Here is a 17,489-nt window from a genome sequence, read left to right as displayed (position 1 = left end):
CTGTCGTTATGGTTTTTGCTAAAGCCACTTGCGAAACTTTAACCGTGGCTAATGTGGCTTTCGCAACGCGTCTCCCGCCAGGGCTCACGGACACCTCCGGCGCCGACACGGGCGGCCCTCAGCAAGCCCCACGCGCGCCATGAACGGTCCGTTCCTTGCGAATTTTGCAAGGAACGGACCGTTCATGGCGTTCCCACGGGCGGATGGCGGCCGGGTACACCGGATGTCATGAAAGGGTCGTTCAGGACGAAAAATGTCCTGAACGACCCTTTCATGACACTCGAGCCGGAGACCGCGGCTCACATTTCGAAGCGGTACCCCATCCCCGGTTCCGTCAGCAGGTGCCGCGGCCGCGAGGGTTCCGGTTCGAGCTTCCGCCGCAGCTGCGCCAGATACACCCGCAGGTAGTGCGACTCGGTCTCGTACGTCGGTCCCCACACCTCGTGCAGCAGCTGTTTCTGCGCCACCAGACGGCCGCGGTTGCGTACCAGCAGTTCCAGCACGCCCCATTCGGTCTTGGTGAGGTGCACTTCCTTGCCGTCCCGGCGCACCTTCTTCGCCGCCAGGTCGATGCGGAAGGATCCCGTGTCCACCACCGCGTCCGCACCGTCCACACCGGACGACGCCGATCGGCGCACGGCGGCGCGGAGCCGCGCCAGCAGTTCGTCCATGCCGAAGGGTTTGGTGACGTAGTCGTCGGCGCCGGCGTCGAGGGCCTCGACCTTGTCGGCCGAGTCTCCGCGCGCGGACAGCACGATGATCGGCACGGTCGTCCAGCCGCGCAGCCCGGCGATCACCTCGGTGCCGTCGAGGTCGGGCAGGCCGAGGTCGAGGACGACGACGTCGGGTTTGGTCTCGGCGACGGCCTTCAGCGCGGCCGTCCCGTCGTGCGCGGTGATCACCTTGTAGCCGCGGGCGGACAGGTTGATCCGCAGGGCTCGCACGATCTGCGGTTCGTCGTCGACGACCAGGACGGTCGCCGACGCGGTGTCTGCGCTCATCGCACTCGCTCCTCCTCTTCGTTCTCCAGTCCCTCGTCGTCGAACGCGAGGAGGCTCTTTTCCGGATCCTGACCAACATAGGCGGGCAGCGAGATGACGACGGTGAGTCCGCCGCCGGGCGTGTCCTCCGCCCGGATCCGCCCGCCCATCGCCTCGGTGAACCCCTTGGCGACCGACAGCCCCAGTCCCACGCCGGGCACGCTGTCCCGGTCTCCCCCGAGCCGCTGGAACGGCGCGAACGCCGAGTCCGCGGTGCCCTTCTTGAGCCCGCGCCCGTGGTCGACGATGCGTAGTTCGACGTGGTCCGAATGCGTGCTGGCGCGGGCCGAGATCGGCTCGCGCGACCTCCCGTGCCGTAGCGCGTTGTCGATCACGTTCGCCACGACCCGTTCCAGCAGACCGGGATCGGCGCAGACCGACGGCAGCCGTGAGTCGATCGCGACCACGACCGAAGCCGAGTTGTCCACATTGGACAAGGCGTGCGAGACCACCTCGTCGTAGCCGACCGGGCGCAGGTGCGGGCGCACCGCGCCGGTCGCCAGCCGCGACGAGTCGAGCAGGTTGTCGATCAGCCCGGCGAGCCGGTCCGCCGATTCCTCGATCGCTTCGAGCAGCTCGTCGGTGTCCTCTTCGGACAGTGAGATGTCGGTCGCGCGCAGGCTGCCGATGGCCGCCTTGATCGACGTCAGCGGCGTCCGGAGGTCGTGGCCGACGGCCGACAGCAGGGCCGTGCGGAGTTCGGTCGCCTCGGCCTTGCGCTCGGCCCGGATGGCCGCCTTCGCCGTCCGCTGCTGCCGCAGGGCCAGCAACGCCTGCCCCGCGACGGCTTCCAGCACTCCCCGGTCCGACGCGGGCAGCGCGCGGCCCCGCAGCGTCAGGTGGACGTCGGCGGTGACCGCGATGTCGGCGTCGGCCTGATCCGGGTCGGCGCAGGGATCCGTGCCGGCGTTCGCCACCAGTTTCCACTTCCCGTCCCGCTTTTCCAGCAGGGACACCGAAGTCAGGCCGAAATTCTCGCGGACCTTCTCCAGCAGCCGCTCGATCGGGTTGGTGTGCGTGAGCACCGTCCGCGCGTACGAAGCGAGCAGCGCGGCCTCGGTCCGCGCCCGCGCGGCCTGCGTCGCGCGCCGGGCGGCGGTGTCGACGACCGCCGCGACCAGGACCGCCACCAGCACCATCGCGACCAGCGTGATCACGTTGCGCGGCTCGTGGACGGTCAGGTTGTACAGCGGCGGGGTGAAGAAGAAGTTCAGCAGTCCCGCCGAGAACACCGCCGCGAGCAGCGCGGGCCCGAGCCCGCCCGCGAGCGCGACCAGCACCGTCGCGAGGACGTAGTCGATCACATCGGTGGAGAAGTCGAGCTCATCCCTCAGCAGGACACCGAGCAGCGTCGCCAGCGCGGGCAGCGCCAGCGAAAGCACCCAGCCGGTCAAACGCCGCGAAGGCGCGAGCGGGCTCCGGTTGAAGCGGGCTCGCAGCCGTCCGCCCGCTTCGTCGTGCGTGACCATGTGGACGTCGATCGGGCCGGACCGCTGGACCACGGCCGCGCCGATGCCCTCGTCAAAGAGTCTCGCCACGCGTGACCGCCGCGAGGTCCCGACCACCAGCTGGGTCGCGTTCACCCCGCGCGCGAAGTCGAGCAGAGCCGTCGGCACGTCGTCGCCGACGACGGTGTGGAAGGTCGCGCCGACCTCTTCGGCCAGCTTCCGGTACTTGCCGACCGCCGTCGGCCCCATCCCGGCGAGCCCGTCGCCGCGCAGGATGTGCAGCACCTGCAGTTCGGCGCCCGCGCGGTTCGCGATCCGGCTCGCGCGGCGGATCAGCGTCTCGCTCTCCGGTCCGCCGGTGATGGACACGACCACCCGTTCGCGTGCTTCCCACGTGTCGGTGATCTTCTGCTCGGCCCGGTATCGCTGCAGCGCCACGTCGACCTGGTCGGCGACCCACAGCAGCGCGAGCTCTCGCAGCGCGGTGAGGTTTCCGGGCCGGAAGTAGTTGCCCAGCGCCGCGTCGATCCGCTCGGCCGGGTAGACGTTGCCGTGCGCCAGCCGCCTGCGCAGTGCCTCGGGCGTGATGTCGACCAGCTCCAGCTGCTCGGCCCGCCGTACGACCTCGTCGGGCACCGTCTCCTGCTGGGTGACGCCGGTGATCCGCTCGACGACGTCGTTGAGGCTCTGCAGATGCTGCACGTTGACCGTGGAGAGCACGTCGATCCCGGCGGCGAGCAGCTCGTCGATGTCCTGCCAGCGCTTCTCGTTGCGCGAGCCCGGCACGTTGGTGTGCGCGAGTTCGTCGACCACGGCGACCTCGGGCGCGCGGGCGAGCAGCGCGTCGAGGTCCATCTCCTCGAACTCGTGGTCCCGGTGCGCGGACCGGCGGCGCGGCACCGTCTCGAGCCCCTCGACGAGCTCCGCGGTCTTCTTCCGCCCGTGCGTCTCGACCAGGCCGATGACCACGTCGGTGCCCCGGTCGAGGCGCCGCCGCGCCTCGCCGAGCATCGCGTAGGTCTTGCCGACGCCCGGGGCCGCGCCGAGGTAGATCCTCAGCTCACCCCGGCGCGGCTTGGTCGTGTTCTCGTCCACGTCTGTCAGTGTGCTCCTCCGGCCGCGTCGCGCACGGCCAAGTTGACCTTCAGCACATTGACGCCCGGCACACCGATGCCGGCGCCGCTCGTGTTCTCCGCCACGAGCTGCCGGACCTTCTCCTCGGACAGGCCCGTGTTCCTGGCCACTCGCGGGATCTGGAGGTGGGCGTACGCGACGCTGATCGCCGGGTCCATGCCGGATCCCGACGCCGTCACCGCGTCGGCGGGCACCTGCGACTCCTGGACACCCTCACGGGCGGCGATGAGCTTTTTGCGTTCGCCGATCGAGGAGACCAGGTCCTCGTTGTACGGGCCCTTGTTCGACGCGCCGGACGACGACGGGTCGCCGGGGCCGAGGGCGTCCTTCGAGCCCGCGGACGGGCGGTTGTGGAACCACGGATCCTTGGCCGGGTCGGCCGCGACCGGGTCGATGCCGATCAGCGAGGACCCGGCGGCCTGTCCGTCCTGGGTGACGATCGAGCCTTCCGCGTTGCCTTCGAGGCCGGGGATCCGGGAGACCGCCCAGACACCCAGGGGGTAGACCACACCCAGCAGGACCGTGAAGACGAGCAGGACACGCAGCCCGGCGAGGGTCTGTTTCAACAGTGCGTTCATGGAGTTACCCGATTCCAGGGATGAGACGGACGAGCAGGTCGATCAGCCAGATCCCGAGGAACGGGCTGACGATGCCGCCGAGGCCGTAGACCAGCAGGTTCCGGCGCAGCAGCGCCGACGCCGACGACGGCTTGTACCGGACGCCGCGCAGGGCGAGCGGGATCAGCCCGACGATGATCAGGGCGTTGAAGATGACCGCCGAGAGGATCGCCGACTTCGGCGTCGCCAGCTGCATGATGTTGAGCGCGCCGAGCTGGGCGAAGATGCCGGTGAACATCGCGGGCAGGATGGCGAAGTACTTCGCGAGGTCGTTGGCGACGCTGAAGGTGGTCAGCGCGCCACGCGTGATCAGCAGCTGCTTGCCGATCTCGACGATCTCGATCAGTTTCGTCGGGTCGGAGTCGAGGTCCACCATGTTCCCCGCCTCCTTGGCGGCGGAGGTTCCGGTGTTCATCGCGACGCCGACGTCCGATTGCGCCAGCGCCGGGGCGTCGTTGGTGCCGTCGCCGGTCATCGCGACCAGCCGCCCGCCCTCCTGCTCCTTCTTGATCAGCGCCATCTTGTCTTCGGGTTTGGCTTCGGCGAGGTAGTCGTCGACGCCCGCGTCCTTGGCGATGGCCTTGGCCGTCAGCGGGTTGTCGCCGGTGATCATGACGGTCTTGATCCCCATCGCGCGGAGCTGGACGAACCGCTCCTTCATCCCGGGTTTGACCACATCGGACAGCCGGATCACGCCGCGTACGAAGGCTTTCGCGCCGTCGTACTCCGCGACCACCAGCGGGGTCCCGCCCTGCTGGCTGATCTCGTCGACGACGCGTTCGGTCTCGTCCGGCATGTCGCCACCGCGTTCGCGGACCCATTCCCGCACGGAGGCGGTGGCGCCCTTGCGGACCTGCCGCTCGCCGATGTCGATGCCGCTCATCCGGGTCTGCGCGGTGAACTCGACGAAGTCCGCGAGCTTCTCGTCGGCGGACGCCGTCTCCGCGAGCCCGTGTTCCCTCGCGACGAGTTCGACGATGCTGCGTCCTTCCGGCGTGCCGTCGGCGAGGCTCGACAACCGGGCGGCCTTGGCGATGTCGTCCATAGTGGACTGCCCGACCGGGATCAGCTCGGTGGCCTTGCGGTTGCCGAAGGTGATCGTGCCCGTCTTGTCCAGCAGCAGCGTCGAGACGTCGCCGGCGGCTTCCACCGCGCGGCCGCTCGTGGCGAGCACGTTGCGCTGGACCAGCCGGTCCATCCCGGCGATGCCGATCGCCGACAGCAGCGCGCCGATCGTCGTCGGGATCAGGCACACCAGCAACGCGGTCAGCACGATCACGGACTGCTGGCTGCCGGAGTAGCCCGCCATCGGCTGCAACGCCACGACGGCGAGCAGGAAGATGATCGTCAGCGTCGAGAGCAGGATCGTCAGCGCGATCTCGTTCGGCGTCTTCTGCCGGGAAGCGCCTTCCACCAAGGCGATCATGCGGTCCACAAAGGACTCACCGGGTTTGGTGGTGATCTTCACGACGACGCGGTCCGAGAGCACCGTGGTGCCGCCGGTGACCGCACACCGGTCGCCGCCCGATTCGCGGATGACCGGGGCCGACTCGCCCGTGATGGCCGATTCGTCGACGGTCGCGATGCCCTCGACGACGTCGCCGTCGCCCGGGATGACCTGCCCGGCCTCGACGACCACGAGATCACCGACGCGCAGATCGGCACCCGGCACGGTCTCCTCGTCGCCGTCCTCGGTGAGGCGGCGGGCGACGGTCTCCTTCTTGCTGCGCCGCAGGGTTTCCGCCTGCGCCTTGCCCCGGCCCTCCGCGACGGCCTCGGCGAGGTTCGCGAACAGGACGGTGAACCACAGCCAGATCGTGATGAGGATGGTGAACACGCTCGGATCGGTGATCGCGAAGACGGTGGTCAGCGCCGAGCCGATCCACACCACGAACATGACCGGGTTGGCCAGCTGGTGCTTGGGGTTGAGCTTGCGCAGCGCCTCGGGAAGGGACGTCAGCAGCTGCCGTGGGCTGAAGATCCCCGCGCCGACGCGGCCCGTGTTCTCCACGTGGTGCTGGGAGATCTCCTCCGGGGTGCGTTCTTGAGTCATGGTCATGCGAGTGCCTCTGCTATGGGCCCGAGCGCGAGCGCCGGGATGAAGGTGAGGGCCGCGACGAGCACGATCGTGCCCGCGAGCATCGTGCCGAACAGCGGCCCGGTGGTGGGCAGCGTGCCGGCGGTCTCCGGGACCTTCCGTTGGGAGGCAAGGGATCCGGCCAGGCACAGCACGGCGAGGATCGGGATGAACCGGCCGAGCAGCATCGCCACCGACAACGAGGACTGGAACCAGTCGTTCGTCGCGGTGAGCCCGCCGAACGCGCTGCCGTTGTTGTTGCCCGCCGAGGCGTAGGCATAGAGGACCTCGGAGAGGCCGTGCGCGCCCGAGTTGGTCATGGCGGCCGGGGTGTCGGCCAGCATCAGCGCGATACCGGAGCCGAGCAGCACCACCGTCGGCATGGCGAGCATCGACACCGCCGCGCAGGTGACCTCGCGTTTGCCGAGTTTCTTCCCCAGGTACTCCGGCGTCCGGCCGACCATCAGCCCGGCGAGGAACATCGCGATCACGGCCATCACGAGGATGCCGTAGAGACCGGTGCCCACCCCGCCCGGCGAGATCTCGCCCAGCAACATGTTGAGCAGCGCGCCGCCGCCGCCGAGTCCGCTGTAGCTGTCGTGCATGCTGTTGACCGCGCCGGTCGACGTGCCGGTCGTGGCGTTGGCGAACAGCGAACTCAGGCCGATGCCGAACCGCTGTTCCTTGCCCTCCAGGTTCGCCCCGGCGGCCAGCGACGCCGGCCCGCTCGCGTGGGCTTCGGACAGCCAGGTCACCGCGAGCATCGCGGTGAAGAGCGCGCCCATCACCGAAAGCAGGACGTAGCCCTGCCGCGTGTTGCCGACGAGTTTGCCGAACGTACGGGTGAGCGAGACCGGGATGACCAGGATCAGGAAGATCTCGATCAGGTTGGTCCAGGCGTTCGGGTTCTCGAACGGATGCGAAGAGTTGGCGTTGAAGATGCCGCCGCCGTTGGTGCCGAGTTCCTTGATGGCCTCCTGGCTCGCGGCGGGCGCGAGCGCGATCTTGCTCGTGCTGCCGTCCGGGTTGAGGACGTCGACGCCGCTCTTGAGGCTCTGGACGACGCCGAGCGCGATCAGCGCGATCGCCGCCACGAACGCGATCGGCAGCAGGATCCGGATCGTGCCGCGCGTCAGGTCCACCCAGAAGTTGCCGAGGCGGTCGGTCTTCGAGCGGACGAAGCCGCGGACCACCGCGATGGCGACCGAAAGACCCACGGCCGCGGACAGGAAGTTCTGCACGGTCAGACCGGCCATCTGCACGAAGTGACCCATGGTCGCTTCGGGGCTGTAGGACTGCCAGTTCGTGTTGGTCACGAAGCTGACGGCGGTGTTGAAGGCGACCGCCGGCGAGACCGGTTCCTTGTCGAGGCTCCACGGCAGGATCGCCTGGAGCCGTTGAAGCAGGTACAGGAAAACGACGGAGACGAACGAGAAGCCGATCACGGCGGACGCGTAGGTCTTCCAGTGCTGTTCCGATCCGGGGTTCACCCGGAACAGGCGGTACAGGCCGCGCTCGGCCTTGGTGTGCTTCTCGGTGGAGAAGACCCGCGCCATGTAATCGCCGAGTGGCCGGTAGACCACGGCGAGCGCGACGAGGAGGAGGCCGGCCTGCAGGAGGCCGGCCATGACGTCTGACATCAGAATTTCTCCGGCCTGACCAGTGCGATGAACAAATAGACGATCAGCCCCAGCGCCAGCAGTCCGCCGACGACGTTGGCCACGGCTCCCGTGCCGGTCACAGCTTCTCCAGACCACGCAGGGTCAGGGCGAGAACCACGAATACGCCGATCAGGAGCACGGCGTAGAGCAAGTCGGCCACTAGGCACCTCTCAGGACAGGTCACCCCATCGGTGACCAGGACCCCGCAACACTGCGCCTGGTACAGACCGGCGCGACCGCTGCCTGACGGCCTCTTGATGCCCCGATCGGGTGCCTTTACGACTTCTTGATGCCCGGTGACGTGGCCCACAGACCGTGACGTACTGCGGACGGAGCGTGCAATTCGGGCAGACAAGCCCGCCGAAGCATGTTACACCGGTGTTACGAGTAGTTGTATGTGCTAACTAATCACCAGGAGGTAGCGATGTGCGGAATCGCAGGGTGGGTCTCCTTCGACACGGATCTGACCCAGCGCCGGGAAGTCGTCGACGCGATGACCGAGACCATGGCGTGCCGCGGGCCGGACGACTCGGGCACCTGGGTCCGGCCGAACGTGGCGCTGGGTCACCGGCGGCTCGCGATCATCGACCTGCCGGGCGGCAGGCAGCCGATGGCCGAAGCCGGGCTGGCCGCGATGGTCTACAGCGGTGAGGCGTACAACTTCACCGAGCTGCGCGAGGAGCTTTCCAAGCGGGGCCACAAATTCGAGACCGACAGCGACACCGAGGTCGTGCTCCACGGCTACCTGGAGTGGGGCGACGAGGTCGTCGATCACCTCAACGGCATGTACGCCTTCGCGATCTGGGACGAACGCGACGAGAAGCTCGTGATGATCCGCGACCGCATGGGCATCAAGCCGTTCTACTACTACCCGACCCCGGACGGCGTCCTCTTCGGCTCCGAACCGAAGGCGATCCTCGCGAACCCCTTGGCGCGCAAGGTGGTCGACACCGACGGCCTGCGCGAGCTGATGTCCATGACCAAGACCCCCGGCTGGTCGTTGTGGAAGGGCATGCACGAGGTCGGGCCGGGCACGATCGTCACCGTCGACCGCTCCGGGATCCGCACGCGGACCTACTGGAAGCTCGACGCGAAACAGCACACGGACGACCAGGAGACCACGGTCGAGCGGGTGCGCGAGCTGATGACCGACATCGTGCACCGCCAGCTGATCGCCGACGTCCCCCGCTGCGTCCTGCTGTCCGGCGGCCTCGATTCCAGCGCCGTCACCGGTCTCGCCGCCGCGCGGCTGGCCGAACAGGGCGAGCGGCTGCGCACGTTCTCCGTCGACTTCCAGGGCCAGGAAGAGAACTTCCAGCCGGACGAGGTCCGCGACACCCCGGACTCGCCGTACATCCGCGACGTCGCGCGGCTGGTCGGCTCCGACCACAAGGACGTCGTGCTGAACCCGGGCGAGCTCAGCGACCCCGAGGTCCGCCGCAAGGTGCTGGCCGCACGGGACATCCCGGCCGGGCTCGGGGATATGGACACCTCGCTGTACCTGCTGTTCAAGGCGATCCGCGCGGAGTCGACGGTGGCGCTGTCCGGTGAATCCGCCGATGAGGTCTTCGGCGGGTACCGCTGGTTCCACGACGAAGCCGCGGTGAACTCGGGGACGTTCCCTTGGCTCGCCTTCCGGATGGGGCTCACCAGCGAGCGGGGCACGCTCCTGCGCGGCGACGTCCAGGAGAAGCTCGACCTGCCCGGCTACGTCGCCGACCAGTACAGCGCCGCCGTCGCCCAGGTCGAGCACCTCGACGGCGAGAGCGAGCAGGACCGCAAGATGCGTACGATCTGCAACCTGCACCTGACCCGGTTCGTGCGGATGCTGCTGGATCGCAAGGACCGGGCGTCGATGGCCGTCGGGCTCGAGGTGCGGGTGCCGTTCTGCGACCACCGCCTCGTCGAGTACGTCTACAACACGCCGTGGTCGCTGAAGACGTTCGACGGCAGGGAAAAGAGCCTGCTGCGGCACGCGACCGAACACGTGCTGCCGACGTCGGTGCGGGACAGGGTCAAGAGCCCCTATCCGTCCACTCAGGACCCCGGCTACGCGGCGGCGTTGCAGCAGCAGGCCAAGGAGGCGCTGACCGAACGGGACAACCCGGTATTCGAACTGGTCGACCGCGACTGGCTGCACCGGGTGTCCGAAGTGGACCCGGCCACGATGTCCTCGGCCCAGCGCTCCGGCATCGACCGGGCACTGGACCTCTACCACTGGTTCGACCTGTACTCCCCCGAGCTCCAGCTCGACTGAGCGCCCGGTCCGCCGTCGTCTCAGCGACGGCGGCGGACCGTGCCCGCTACCGCGACTCCCCCGAGCACCGCGGTCGCGGCCAGCAGGAGGCCCGCCTCGGTCCATTGGAACCGCCAGAACCGGTCGACGGGCTGGTAGACGGTGAAGTCCTGATACCCCGCCGCCTGAGCGCACGCGCTCTTCCCTGTCCCCACCGGGCAACCGGGCACGTCGTCCAGTGAACTCACCTCACGGCCGTCCGGTGTGACCCTGCCGAGCTTGACGATCAGCGCCCCTTTCGCGGCCGCGTCCGGGCCGAGCGTGCGCACCGGCTCGGCGTAATGCGGCCTCAGCAGCAGCAAGGCGATCGCTGCCGCGAGGAACACCGCGACCGTGATCGCGATGGCGGGCAAGGTCTTGCGCACGAGCGCCCCGGCCGCCGTACCGAGGGTGAAGGCGAACAGCCACCAGGCGGCGGGCGCGACCCCGAGCGCGCCGAAGTAGGACGTCTCCGCGAAGCTCTCCGCCTTGCCGGGGAACATTTCCAGCCACGCGCCGAACATCTGCCCCGAAGCGAGCCCGGCGAGTGTCGCGCACCCGGCGAGGACACCGAACTTGACGGCCAGCCAGTGCCCGCGGCCGACCGACTGCGTCCACGCGAGCTGGTGAGTGTTGCGCTCGTACTCCCTGGCGAGCAGTGGCGCGCCCCAGAAGACGCCTGCCGGCAAGGGAACGAACGGCACCATCGCGACCAGTGGGTAGACCTTCTGGTAGAGGTCCTCCAGTCCCGCGTCGTACTCACGGCACGGGACGCCGCCGCCGTGACAGTACAAGGAGATCTCGCCGTTCGCGGCGCCGACGGCGACCTGCACGGAGAGGAGCAGGACGCCGCCGAGCACGGCCAGGAATCCCAGGGTGACCAGCAGCTGGGTACGGTGCTGCCGCCAGGTGAGCCAAAGCAAGAAGAGGTGCCTTTCTAGGAACGACGCCGGATGGCGAAGGTCGCGGCGATGGCGAGCAGGACCGAGACACCCGCGAGGATCGCGGCTTCGGTCCATTGGAACCGCCAGTAGAAGTCCGCGGGCAGGACCTTGAGCGCGGTGACCTCGCCGGCGGCGTCCGTGACCATTTCGAGGACCCGGCCTCCGGGGCCTTGGTCACCGAAGCCCATGGGGACGAGTTTCGGTTCAGCGTAGAGGTCGCGGAAGTTGCTCACGCCGATCATCAGGCCGACGGTCACCGCGATGGTGACGGCGATGGCGGGCAGCGTCTTGCGGATGAACGCTCCCGCGGCGGTGCCGAGCACGAACCCGAAGAGCCACCATCCGCCGGGCGCGACGCCGGTCATCGCGAACAGGACCGGATTGTCGAAGCGGCTGGTGAAAGCGGTGTCGCCGCGATCGGCGGGGAAGACCTCCACCCAGCGCTGCATCATCGTGCCGAACGCGAGACCGCCGAAGGTGGCGAGCACGGCGAGGAAGCCCAGTTTCACACCGAGCCAGCGGAATCGTGAGATCGACTGGGTCCAGGCGAGTTTCGTGGTGCCGCGTTCGTACTCCGCCGCGACCAGCGGGGCACCCCAGAAGACCCCGATCGCCACCGGGACGACCTGCAGCCAGGAGAGATAGGTGTACAGATCCGCGAACAGCTTCGCCGGGTCCGGGCTGTCCGCCGCGGCGTTTCCGTTGACCAGCAACAGCATCCCGACGGCGACGAGCAGGCCGGCGGTGATCAGCAACTGCATCCGGTGCTGACGATAGGTGAGCCAGAGCATCGTTCCCCCTTACGCCGAAGCTAGTGTCGGACGAGGCAGGCTCGCGGATTCGGGTCGTCGCAGGTAGGCGAGCACCAGTTCCTCCAGCGTCGACGACCGCTCGGTCCACTGTGGACCTAACGGGACCGGTTCGGTACGGGCGAACACGGTCGCCTGCCTGCCCGCCCTCGCCTCGTCCACGATCGCGACGCGTTCGGCCAGCGCGTCGGCCTCGTCCACGGGCCCGGAAAGGATCCGGTGCCCGGCGACGAGTTCGTCGATGTCGCCGCTGACCTGCACCCGGCCGCCGTTGAGGACGATCAGCCAGTCGCAGGTGTTCTCCAGATCGGAGACGACGTGGGACGAGAGCAGGACGGTCATCCCGGTCTCGGCGACGGCCTCCATCAGGCCGCGCATGACCTCGTGGCGGGCCAGCGGGTCGAGGTTCGCGAGCGGCTCGTCGAGCACCAGGAGGTCCGGGCGTTTGGCGAGCGCGAGGGTGAGCGCGACCTGCGCGCGCTGGCCGCCGGAGAGCTTGCCGACCTTGTGCTTCAAGGGAAGTCCGAGCGAATCGATGCGCTTGAGCGCGAACTCGTCGTCCCAGCCGGGGTTGAGGCGTCTGCCGAACTTGAGCATCTCGGCGATGCTGAAACCCGGGTACAACGGCTTGTCCTGGGCGAGGAAGGCCGTGGTCCCCTGGATCGAGACCGAGCCGAGGGTCGCGTCCAGCAGCCCGACGGCCAGGTGCAGGAGGGTCGTCTTGCCCGCGCCGTTGGGCCCGACAAGGGCGACGACACGGCCTTTCGGGACCGAGAGGGAGCAGTCGCGCAGCGCCCACTTGCGGCGGTAGCGCTTGCCGAGTCCGGTCGCCTCGATGACGGGTCTATCGGTCATGCTGTCCGCTCCCCTCGAAAGCCATCGACCACCACCGAGGTGAACAACGCCTCGACGTCTTCCTGATCCAGCCCCGATTCCCGCGCGTCGCGGACCCAGGTGCCGAGGCTCTTCCGCAAGCGCGTGCGCTCCGCGAACGAAGCGCCTCCGAGCGTCTTCTGGACGAAGGTGCCGAGGCCCGGCTTCCCCTCGACTAGCCCTTCGCGCTCCAGCTCGCGGTACGCCTTGAGGACGGTGTTGGGATTGATCGCCAGCTCGGCGACCACTTCCTTCGCCGTCGGCAGCCGGTCCCCCGGCTCCAGCAATCCCAGGCGCAGGGCGTTCTTGACCTGCTGGACGAGCTGGACGTACGTCGCGACGCCCGAGCCCTTGTCCAAGTGGAAGGTGACCACCGGCAACACCCTTTCACTAATTAAGTAGTGAAAGGGTGCAGGCAAGCGCCTGCCCTTGTCAAGCGATCAAGGTTGTTCGTCGCGAAACGCCGAAAGCCGTGAAGGCCACCTTGAGGGACTCTGGGTCCCTCAAGGTGGCCTTCACGGTGAAACCCCAGCCCCAGTCAAGAAGAAGCGCCAGTCCGACGACACGGGGGGAAGACGTCGAGCTGGCACTACCCCCAACCCCCACCGCCCTTGGAGAAGGCGGTGCCTGTGCAAGGTGTAGGTGCCCACCGTCGTACCGGAACCGAATGGGGGGTCCTGCCCGTCTTGTTGGTTGGGCACGGTTCCGGCGACGGGTCCTCGGTGGACACCAGCCAAGGATCACGCGGGCCGGATGCAGGGCGCTTGCACTACGCTTGCAGGCTCTGACGAGGGTGAGCGGAGGTGGCCGGGTGGAGTTCCGCGTCCTCGGCGCCGTCGAGGCGTGGGCCGGTGGCGATCCGGTCGATCTCGGCTCGCCCAAACAACGGCTCGTGCTGGCGGTTCTGCTGCTGGAGGCGGGCAGACCGGTTCCGCGCGACCGGATCATCGACCTGCTCTGGCCCGAAGAACCGCCCGCCAGTGCACGAAACACCGTTCAAGCGCTCGTGTCGAGGCTGCGCGCGGTGTTCCGCGGCGCCGGCGGGCCGGAGATCGTCTCCGAGGGGACCCGGTACCTGCTCAAGCTCGATCCGCGCCAGGTCGACCTGCACCGCTTCACCGAGCTGACCGCGCAGGCCCGCGACGCCGACGACGAAACCGCCGTGGAGCTCCTGGACGAGGCGCTCGGCCTGTGGCGCGGCGAGGCGTTGTCCGACGTGGTGAGCGGCGAGGTCGCCCAGCGGCTTCGCGGCGGCATCAACGAAGAACGCTGGACGGCGCTGGAGGATCGGGCCGAAGCGCAGCTGCGGCTCGGCCGCGGCAGGCAGGTCCTCGCGGAACTGACCGAACTGGTCGCCGCGCATCCCCTGCGGCAGCGGTTCGTCGGGCAGCTCATGCTCGCGCTGCACCGCGAAGGCCGCACCGACGACGCCCTCGAGGCTTACCGCGCCTTGAGGGACCGGCTCGGTACCGAACTGGGTCTCGATCCGTCCCCGGAACTGCGACGGCTGGAATCCGCGATCCTCGGCGCCGATCCCGCCCTCGAACCCGCGACCAGGCCCGAGCCGGTCCGCCCGGCGCAGCTGCCGCACGACGTCCGGGGATTCGCCGGGCGGGCGAACGAGCTGGAGCGGCTCGACGAGGCGACCCGCCATGCGGCCGAGGGCACCGACATCTGGGTCATCAGCGGCACCGCCGGTGTCGGCAAGACCGCGCTCGCGGTCCGCTGGGCCCACCGTGTCCGCGACGCTTTCCCCGACGGCCAGCTGTACCTCGACCTGCGCGGTTTCGACCCGGACCACGAACCGCTCACCCCGGCCGTCGCGCTCACCCAGCTCCTGCAGGCACTCGGCACCGCGCCCAAGGCCATCCCGCCGGACACCGACACGCGCGCCGCGCTGCTCCGGTCCCTCCTCGCCGACAAACGGGTCCTCCTCGTCCTCGACAACGTGCGCGACACCGGCCAGGTACTGCCGCTGCTGCCGCCGTCCGGCACCGTCCTGGTCACCAGCCGCCAGCGGCTCGGCGACCTCATCGCCCGCACCGGCGCCCGCGCGCTCCCGCTGTCCGTGCTGCCCGCCGAAGACGCGCGGCATCTGCTGGAAGCCGTGCTCGGCAGCGAAACCGTGGCCGCCGAAGCCGTCGCGGCCGCGGAACTGGCGCGGCTGTGCGGACATCTCCCGCTCGCGCTCCGGATCGCGGCGGCCAACCTCGGCGCGAGCGGCGAACCCGAGATCGCCGAACTCGCCCGCGAGCTCGCCGGTGGCGACCCGCTGGCGGAACTGACCGTCGACGGCGCCGAGGAAAGTGCCGTGACCACGGCGTTCGGCGTCTCCTACCGGACGCTTCCCGAGGAACACCGGCAACTGTTCCGCCGGCTCGCGCTCGTGCCAGGCCAGACGTTCACCGCCCCCGCCGCGCAGGCGCTGACCGGCGTCCCGCATCCGAAGGCGAACCAACAGCTCAAAGCGCTCGCGGCGGCGCATCTCGTCGAGCGCTACACACCTGGGCGCTACCGGTTCCACGACCTCCTCCGCAGTTTCGCGGCGGGCCGCACGCTGGCGGAAGACACGAAACCCGAACGCGACGCCGCGGCGAGGCGGCTCTTCGAGAGCTACCTGACCACCGCCGACGCCGCGGGCCGCACCCTCATCCCGCACTTCCTGCGCCTGCCACGCGAGGAGCCGGCGGACAACCCCTTCGCCGACACCGAAGAGGCGCTGGCCTGGCTGGACGCCGAGTGGCCGAACCTCGCCGCCGCCGTCGAGCACAGCGCCGAACACGGCCCGCCCGAGTTCTCCTGGCACCTCGCCGACGCGCTCCGCGCCTTCTTCCACCAGCGAGGTCATCACGCGGAATGGATCGACACCGCCTCGACCGCGCTGAAAGCCGCCCGCCGCAGCGGGGCCGGGCAGGCACAGGCGGCGATGCACCTGAGTATCGCGCTCGCCTGTGTCAACAGCGGCCGCTACGACGAAGCACGCGAGCACCTCAGCAGCGCCCTGCGCGGAGACCTCCTCGACGGCTGGGACGCCGGCCGCGCGGCCGTGCTCAACAACCTGAGCGCCGTGCACCAGCGCCTCGGCGATCCGCAGGAGGCGATCCGCTGCGGGCTGGAATCCCTGCGGCTGTGCGAAGAACTCAACATGCCCGCCGTCTCGATGGCACTGGCGAACCTCGGTTTCCCGTACTGGCAGACAGGTCAGCTCGACGAGGCGCTCACCAACTTCACCCGCGCGCTGAAGGTCGCCGAACGGGACGGCGCCCGGTTCAGCGTCGCGGTGCTGCTGGTGGACCTCGGCAACGTGCACCGCGACCTCGGCCTCCTCGACGACGCCTACGACTTCTACACCCGCGCGCTCGCGGCCAACCGCGAGCTGGGCTACACCTACGGCGAGGCGACCGCGCTGTCCGGCAGGGCCGTACTCGAAAGCAGGCGAGACCCGAGCGAGCAGAACCGCGCGGACGCGCTCGAAGCCGTCGAACTGACGCGCAAGATCGGCGACCGGGGCACCGAGGCCTGGACCCTCGTCGGACTCGGCGAGGTCTGCCTGCGGCTCGACCTGCCCGAGGAGGCCGCCGAGCACTATCGGCTCGCGTTGTCGATCGCGCGGACGACCAGCTTCTTCTGGTGCGAGGCCGCCGCCCGGACCGGACTCGCGGAAACTTTGCTACGACTGGGAAAACACCCGGAAGCCCGGACACACGGCGAGCTGGCACAGGAACTCGCCGCACGCTCCGGCTACCGGCTCGTCGAGGAACGCGCGAAACTGATCCTGGACGAACTTTAGACGCGCGTCTTGGTGTCGTACGATTTCACACTGGCGGCGATCGCCGACGTGATCGCCGTCAGGACAGCGAGGAAGATCGTCAGCGCCATGGCGGTGCTGTCGCTGTCGTCGAAGCTGAAGAGCCACTTGACCTGAGCGCCGAAGGACGTGCCCCACACCAGCGGCGTCCCCACGAAGACCGCCACCACGTAGAACACGCAAAGCCCGAACAGAGTCCACGCGCCGGGAATCCTGCGGGCGAACGTGAACGCCGCCGCGACCACCAGCACCACGGCGGAGATGACGCCACTGGCCATGTTCTGCACCGTGATGCCCGGCAAGCGGCCGTCCGTCCCCGCGGCGACGACGACGTTGTAGAGCGCGAACCAGACGAGCATGCCGGCGGCGAGCAGCGCCAGGACGCCGGCGATCACCGCCGCCACGGCGTTCGCCCTCGGCTTGGCCGGCGCCGCGCCCCACTGCGCGGGTCCGCCGGGCGGCTGCCCGTAGTGAGGGGAACCGGGCTGCGGTGGGTTCGGCCGCGATGGATAGGGCTGCGGTGGGTTGGGCTGCATCCGCACTCCTCGCGCGTCCGGCGACACGAATCTGCCACCTGTCATGGTTCGCGATCACCGTAGCGAACGGTGGCTCATGGTGTCCGGTCTTTGGCAGCAAGCTGCCTTCGCGCCCCAGCGGCCCGGGGACGTGTCGGGCCTGGTGGACTCTGGCTGCGGTCGCTCGCCGACCGGTCCGTGAAGGGCTCCTTACCTACCTTGAGGGTAGGGAAGGAGGCCCTCACTACTTCGGTCGGCGCCACGTCCGCCTGAGCAGCACCATCAGCC

At 69.0% G+C, this 17,489-nt stretch carries 13 protein-coding genes; 2 read left to right on the top strand and 11 right to left on the bottom strand.

Features of this window, described 5'->3' with window-relative positions; all coding sequences use genetic code 11:
* Nucleotides 1-299: 299 nt before the first annotated feature.
* The 6 genes from ACIHAO_RS39475 to kdpF are packed head-to-tail and all read right to left on the bottom strand — an operon-like array spanning nucleotide 300 to nucleotide 8,057.
* A complete protein-coding gene (locus ACIHAO_RS39475) occupies nucleotides 300-1,001 on the bottom strand; it encodes a response regulator (RefSeq protein WP_125792684.1) in 702 nt (233 codons plus the stop codon).
* Nucleotides 998-3,583, bottom strand: coding sequence for a DUF4118 domain-containing protein (locus tag ACIHAO_RS39470; protein WP_396566852.1), 2,586 nt, complete (start codon nucleotides 3,581-3,583; stop codon nucleotides 998-1,000). Before ACIHAO_RS39470 ends, ACIHAO_RS39475 begins: the two co-directional genes overlap by 4 nt.
* A gap of 5 nt (nucleotides 3,584-3,588) precedes the next feature.
* Nucleotides 3,589-4,200: a potassium-transporting ATPase subunit C gene (locus ACIHAO_RS39465; protein WP_396566850.1), complete on the bottom strand. Its 612-nt coding sequence runs from the start codon at nucleotides 4,198-4,200 to the stop codon at nucleotides 3,589-3,591.
* 4 nt (nucleotides 4,201-4,204) lie between these two features.
* On the bottom strand, nucleotides 4,205-6,298 hold the full coding sequence (gene kdpB / locus ACIHAO_RS39460; protein WP_396566848.1) for a potassium-transporting ATPase subunit KdpB: 2,094 nt from the start codon (nucleotides 6,296-6,298) through the stop codon (nucleotides 4,205-4,207).
* Entirely contained in the window at nucleotides 6,295-7,956 is a 1,662-nt protein-coding gene (kdpA, locus tag ACIHAO_RS39455; protein ID WP_396566846.1) for a potassium-transporting ATPase subunit KdpA, read from the bottom strand. The genes kdpB and kdpA overlap by 4 nt, the downstream gene beginning before the upstream one ends.
* The gene (gene kdpF, locus ACIHAO_RS39450) at nucleotides 7,956-8,057 is read right to left on the bottom strand and encodes a K(+)-transporting ATPase subunit F (RefSeq protein ID WP_007031325.1); all 102 of its coding nucleotides are present in this window, start codon (nucleotides 8,055-8,057) and stop codon (nucleotides 7,956-7,958) included. The genes kdpA and kdpF overlap by 1 nt, the downstream gene beginning before the upstream one ends.
* 344 nt (nucleotides 8,058-8,401) lie before the next feature.
* Here kdpF and asnB point away from each other — a divergent pair, with 344 nt between their 5' ends.
* The gene (gene asnB, locus ACIHAO_RS39445) at nucleotides 8,402-10,234 is read left to right on the top strand and encodes an asparagine synthase (glutamine-hydrolyzing) (RefSeq protein ID WP_396566844.1); all 1,833 of its coding nucleotides are present in this window, start codon (nucleotides 8,402-8,404) and stop codon (nucleotides 10,232-10,234) included.
* A 20-nt stretch (nucleotides 10,235-10,254) separates the two neighbouring features.
* On the opposite strand, the gene ACIHAO_RS39440 is transcribed toward asnB, so the two are convergent.
* The 4 genes from ACIHAO_RS39440 to ACIHAO_RS39425 are packed head-to-tail and all read right to left on the bottom strand — an operon-like array spanning nucleotide 10,255 to nucleotide 13,252.
* Nucleotides 10,255-11,175 (bottom strand): ABC transporter permease, encoded by a 921-nt coding sequence (locus tag ACIHAO_RS39440; RefSeq protein ID WP_396566842.1) that lies wholly within the window; start codon nucleotides 11,173-11,175, stop codon nucleotides 10,255-10,257.
* Between the two features lie 14 nt (nucleotides 11,176-11,189).
* The gene (locus ACIHAO_RS39435) at nucleotides 11,190-11,987 is read right to left on the bottom strand and encodes an ABC transporter permease (RefSeq protein ID WP_396566840.1); all 798 of its coding nucleotides are present in this window, start codon (nucleotides 11,985-11,987) and stop codon (nucleotides 11,190-11,192) included.
* A gap of 9 nt (nucleotides 11,988-11,996) precedes the next feature.
* Nucleotides 11,997-12,860: an ABC transporter ATP-binding protein gene (locus ACIHAO_RS39430; RefSeq protein ID WP_396566838.1), complete on the bottom strand. Its 864-nt coding sequence runs from the start codon at nucleotides 12,858-12,860 to the stop codon at nucleotides 11,997-11,999.
* Entirely contained in the window at nucleotides 12,857-13,252 is a 396-nt protein-coding gene (locus tag ACIHAO_RS39425) for a GntR family transcriptional regulator (protein WP_396566836.1), read from the bottom strand. The genes ACIHAO_RS39430 and ACIHAO_RS39425 overlap by 4 nt, the downstream gene beginning before the upstream one ends.
* Before the next feature lie 437 nt (nucleotides 13,253-13,689).
* On the opposite strand from ACIHAO_RS39425, the gene ACIHAO_RS39420 reads away from it, so the two are divergent.
* Nucleotides 13,690-16,668 carry a BTAD domain-containing putative transcriptional regulator gene (locus tag ACIHAO_RS39420; RefSeq protein ID WP_396566834.1) on the top strand — a complete coding sequence of 993 codons (2,979 nt, stop codon included), beginning with the start codon at nucleotides 13,690-13,692 and terminating at the stop codon, nucleotides 16,666-16,668.
* Here the strand turns inward: ACIHAO_RS39420 and ACIHAO_RS39415 are convergent.
* On the bottom strand, nucleotides 16,665-17,222 hold the full coding sequence (locus ACIHAO_RS39415; protein ID WP_396566832.1) for a hypothetical protein: 558 nt from the start codon (nucleotides 17,220-17,222) through the stop codon (nucleotides 16,665-16,667). The genes ACIHAO_RS39420 and ACIHAO_RS39415 overlap by 4 nt on opposite strands.
* Nucleotides 17,223-17,489: the final 267 nt, after the last annotated feature.

This window comes from Amycolatopsis sp. NPDC052450 (assembly GCF_044547565.1).
Lineage (GTDB): Bacteria > Actinomycetota > Actinomycetes > Mycobacteriales > Pseudonocardiaceae > Amycolatopsis.
This window is presented reverse-complemented; position numbering and strand designations above follow the sequence as displayed.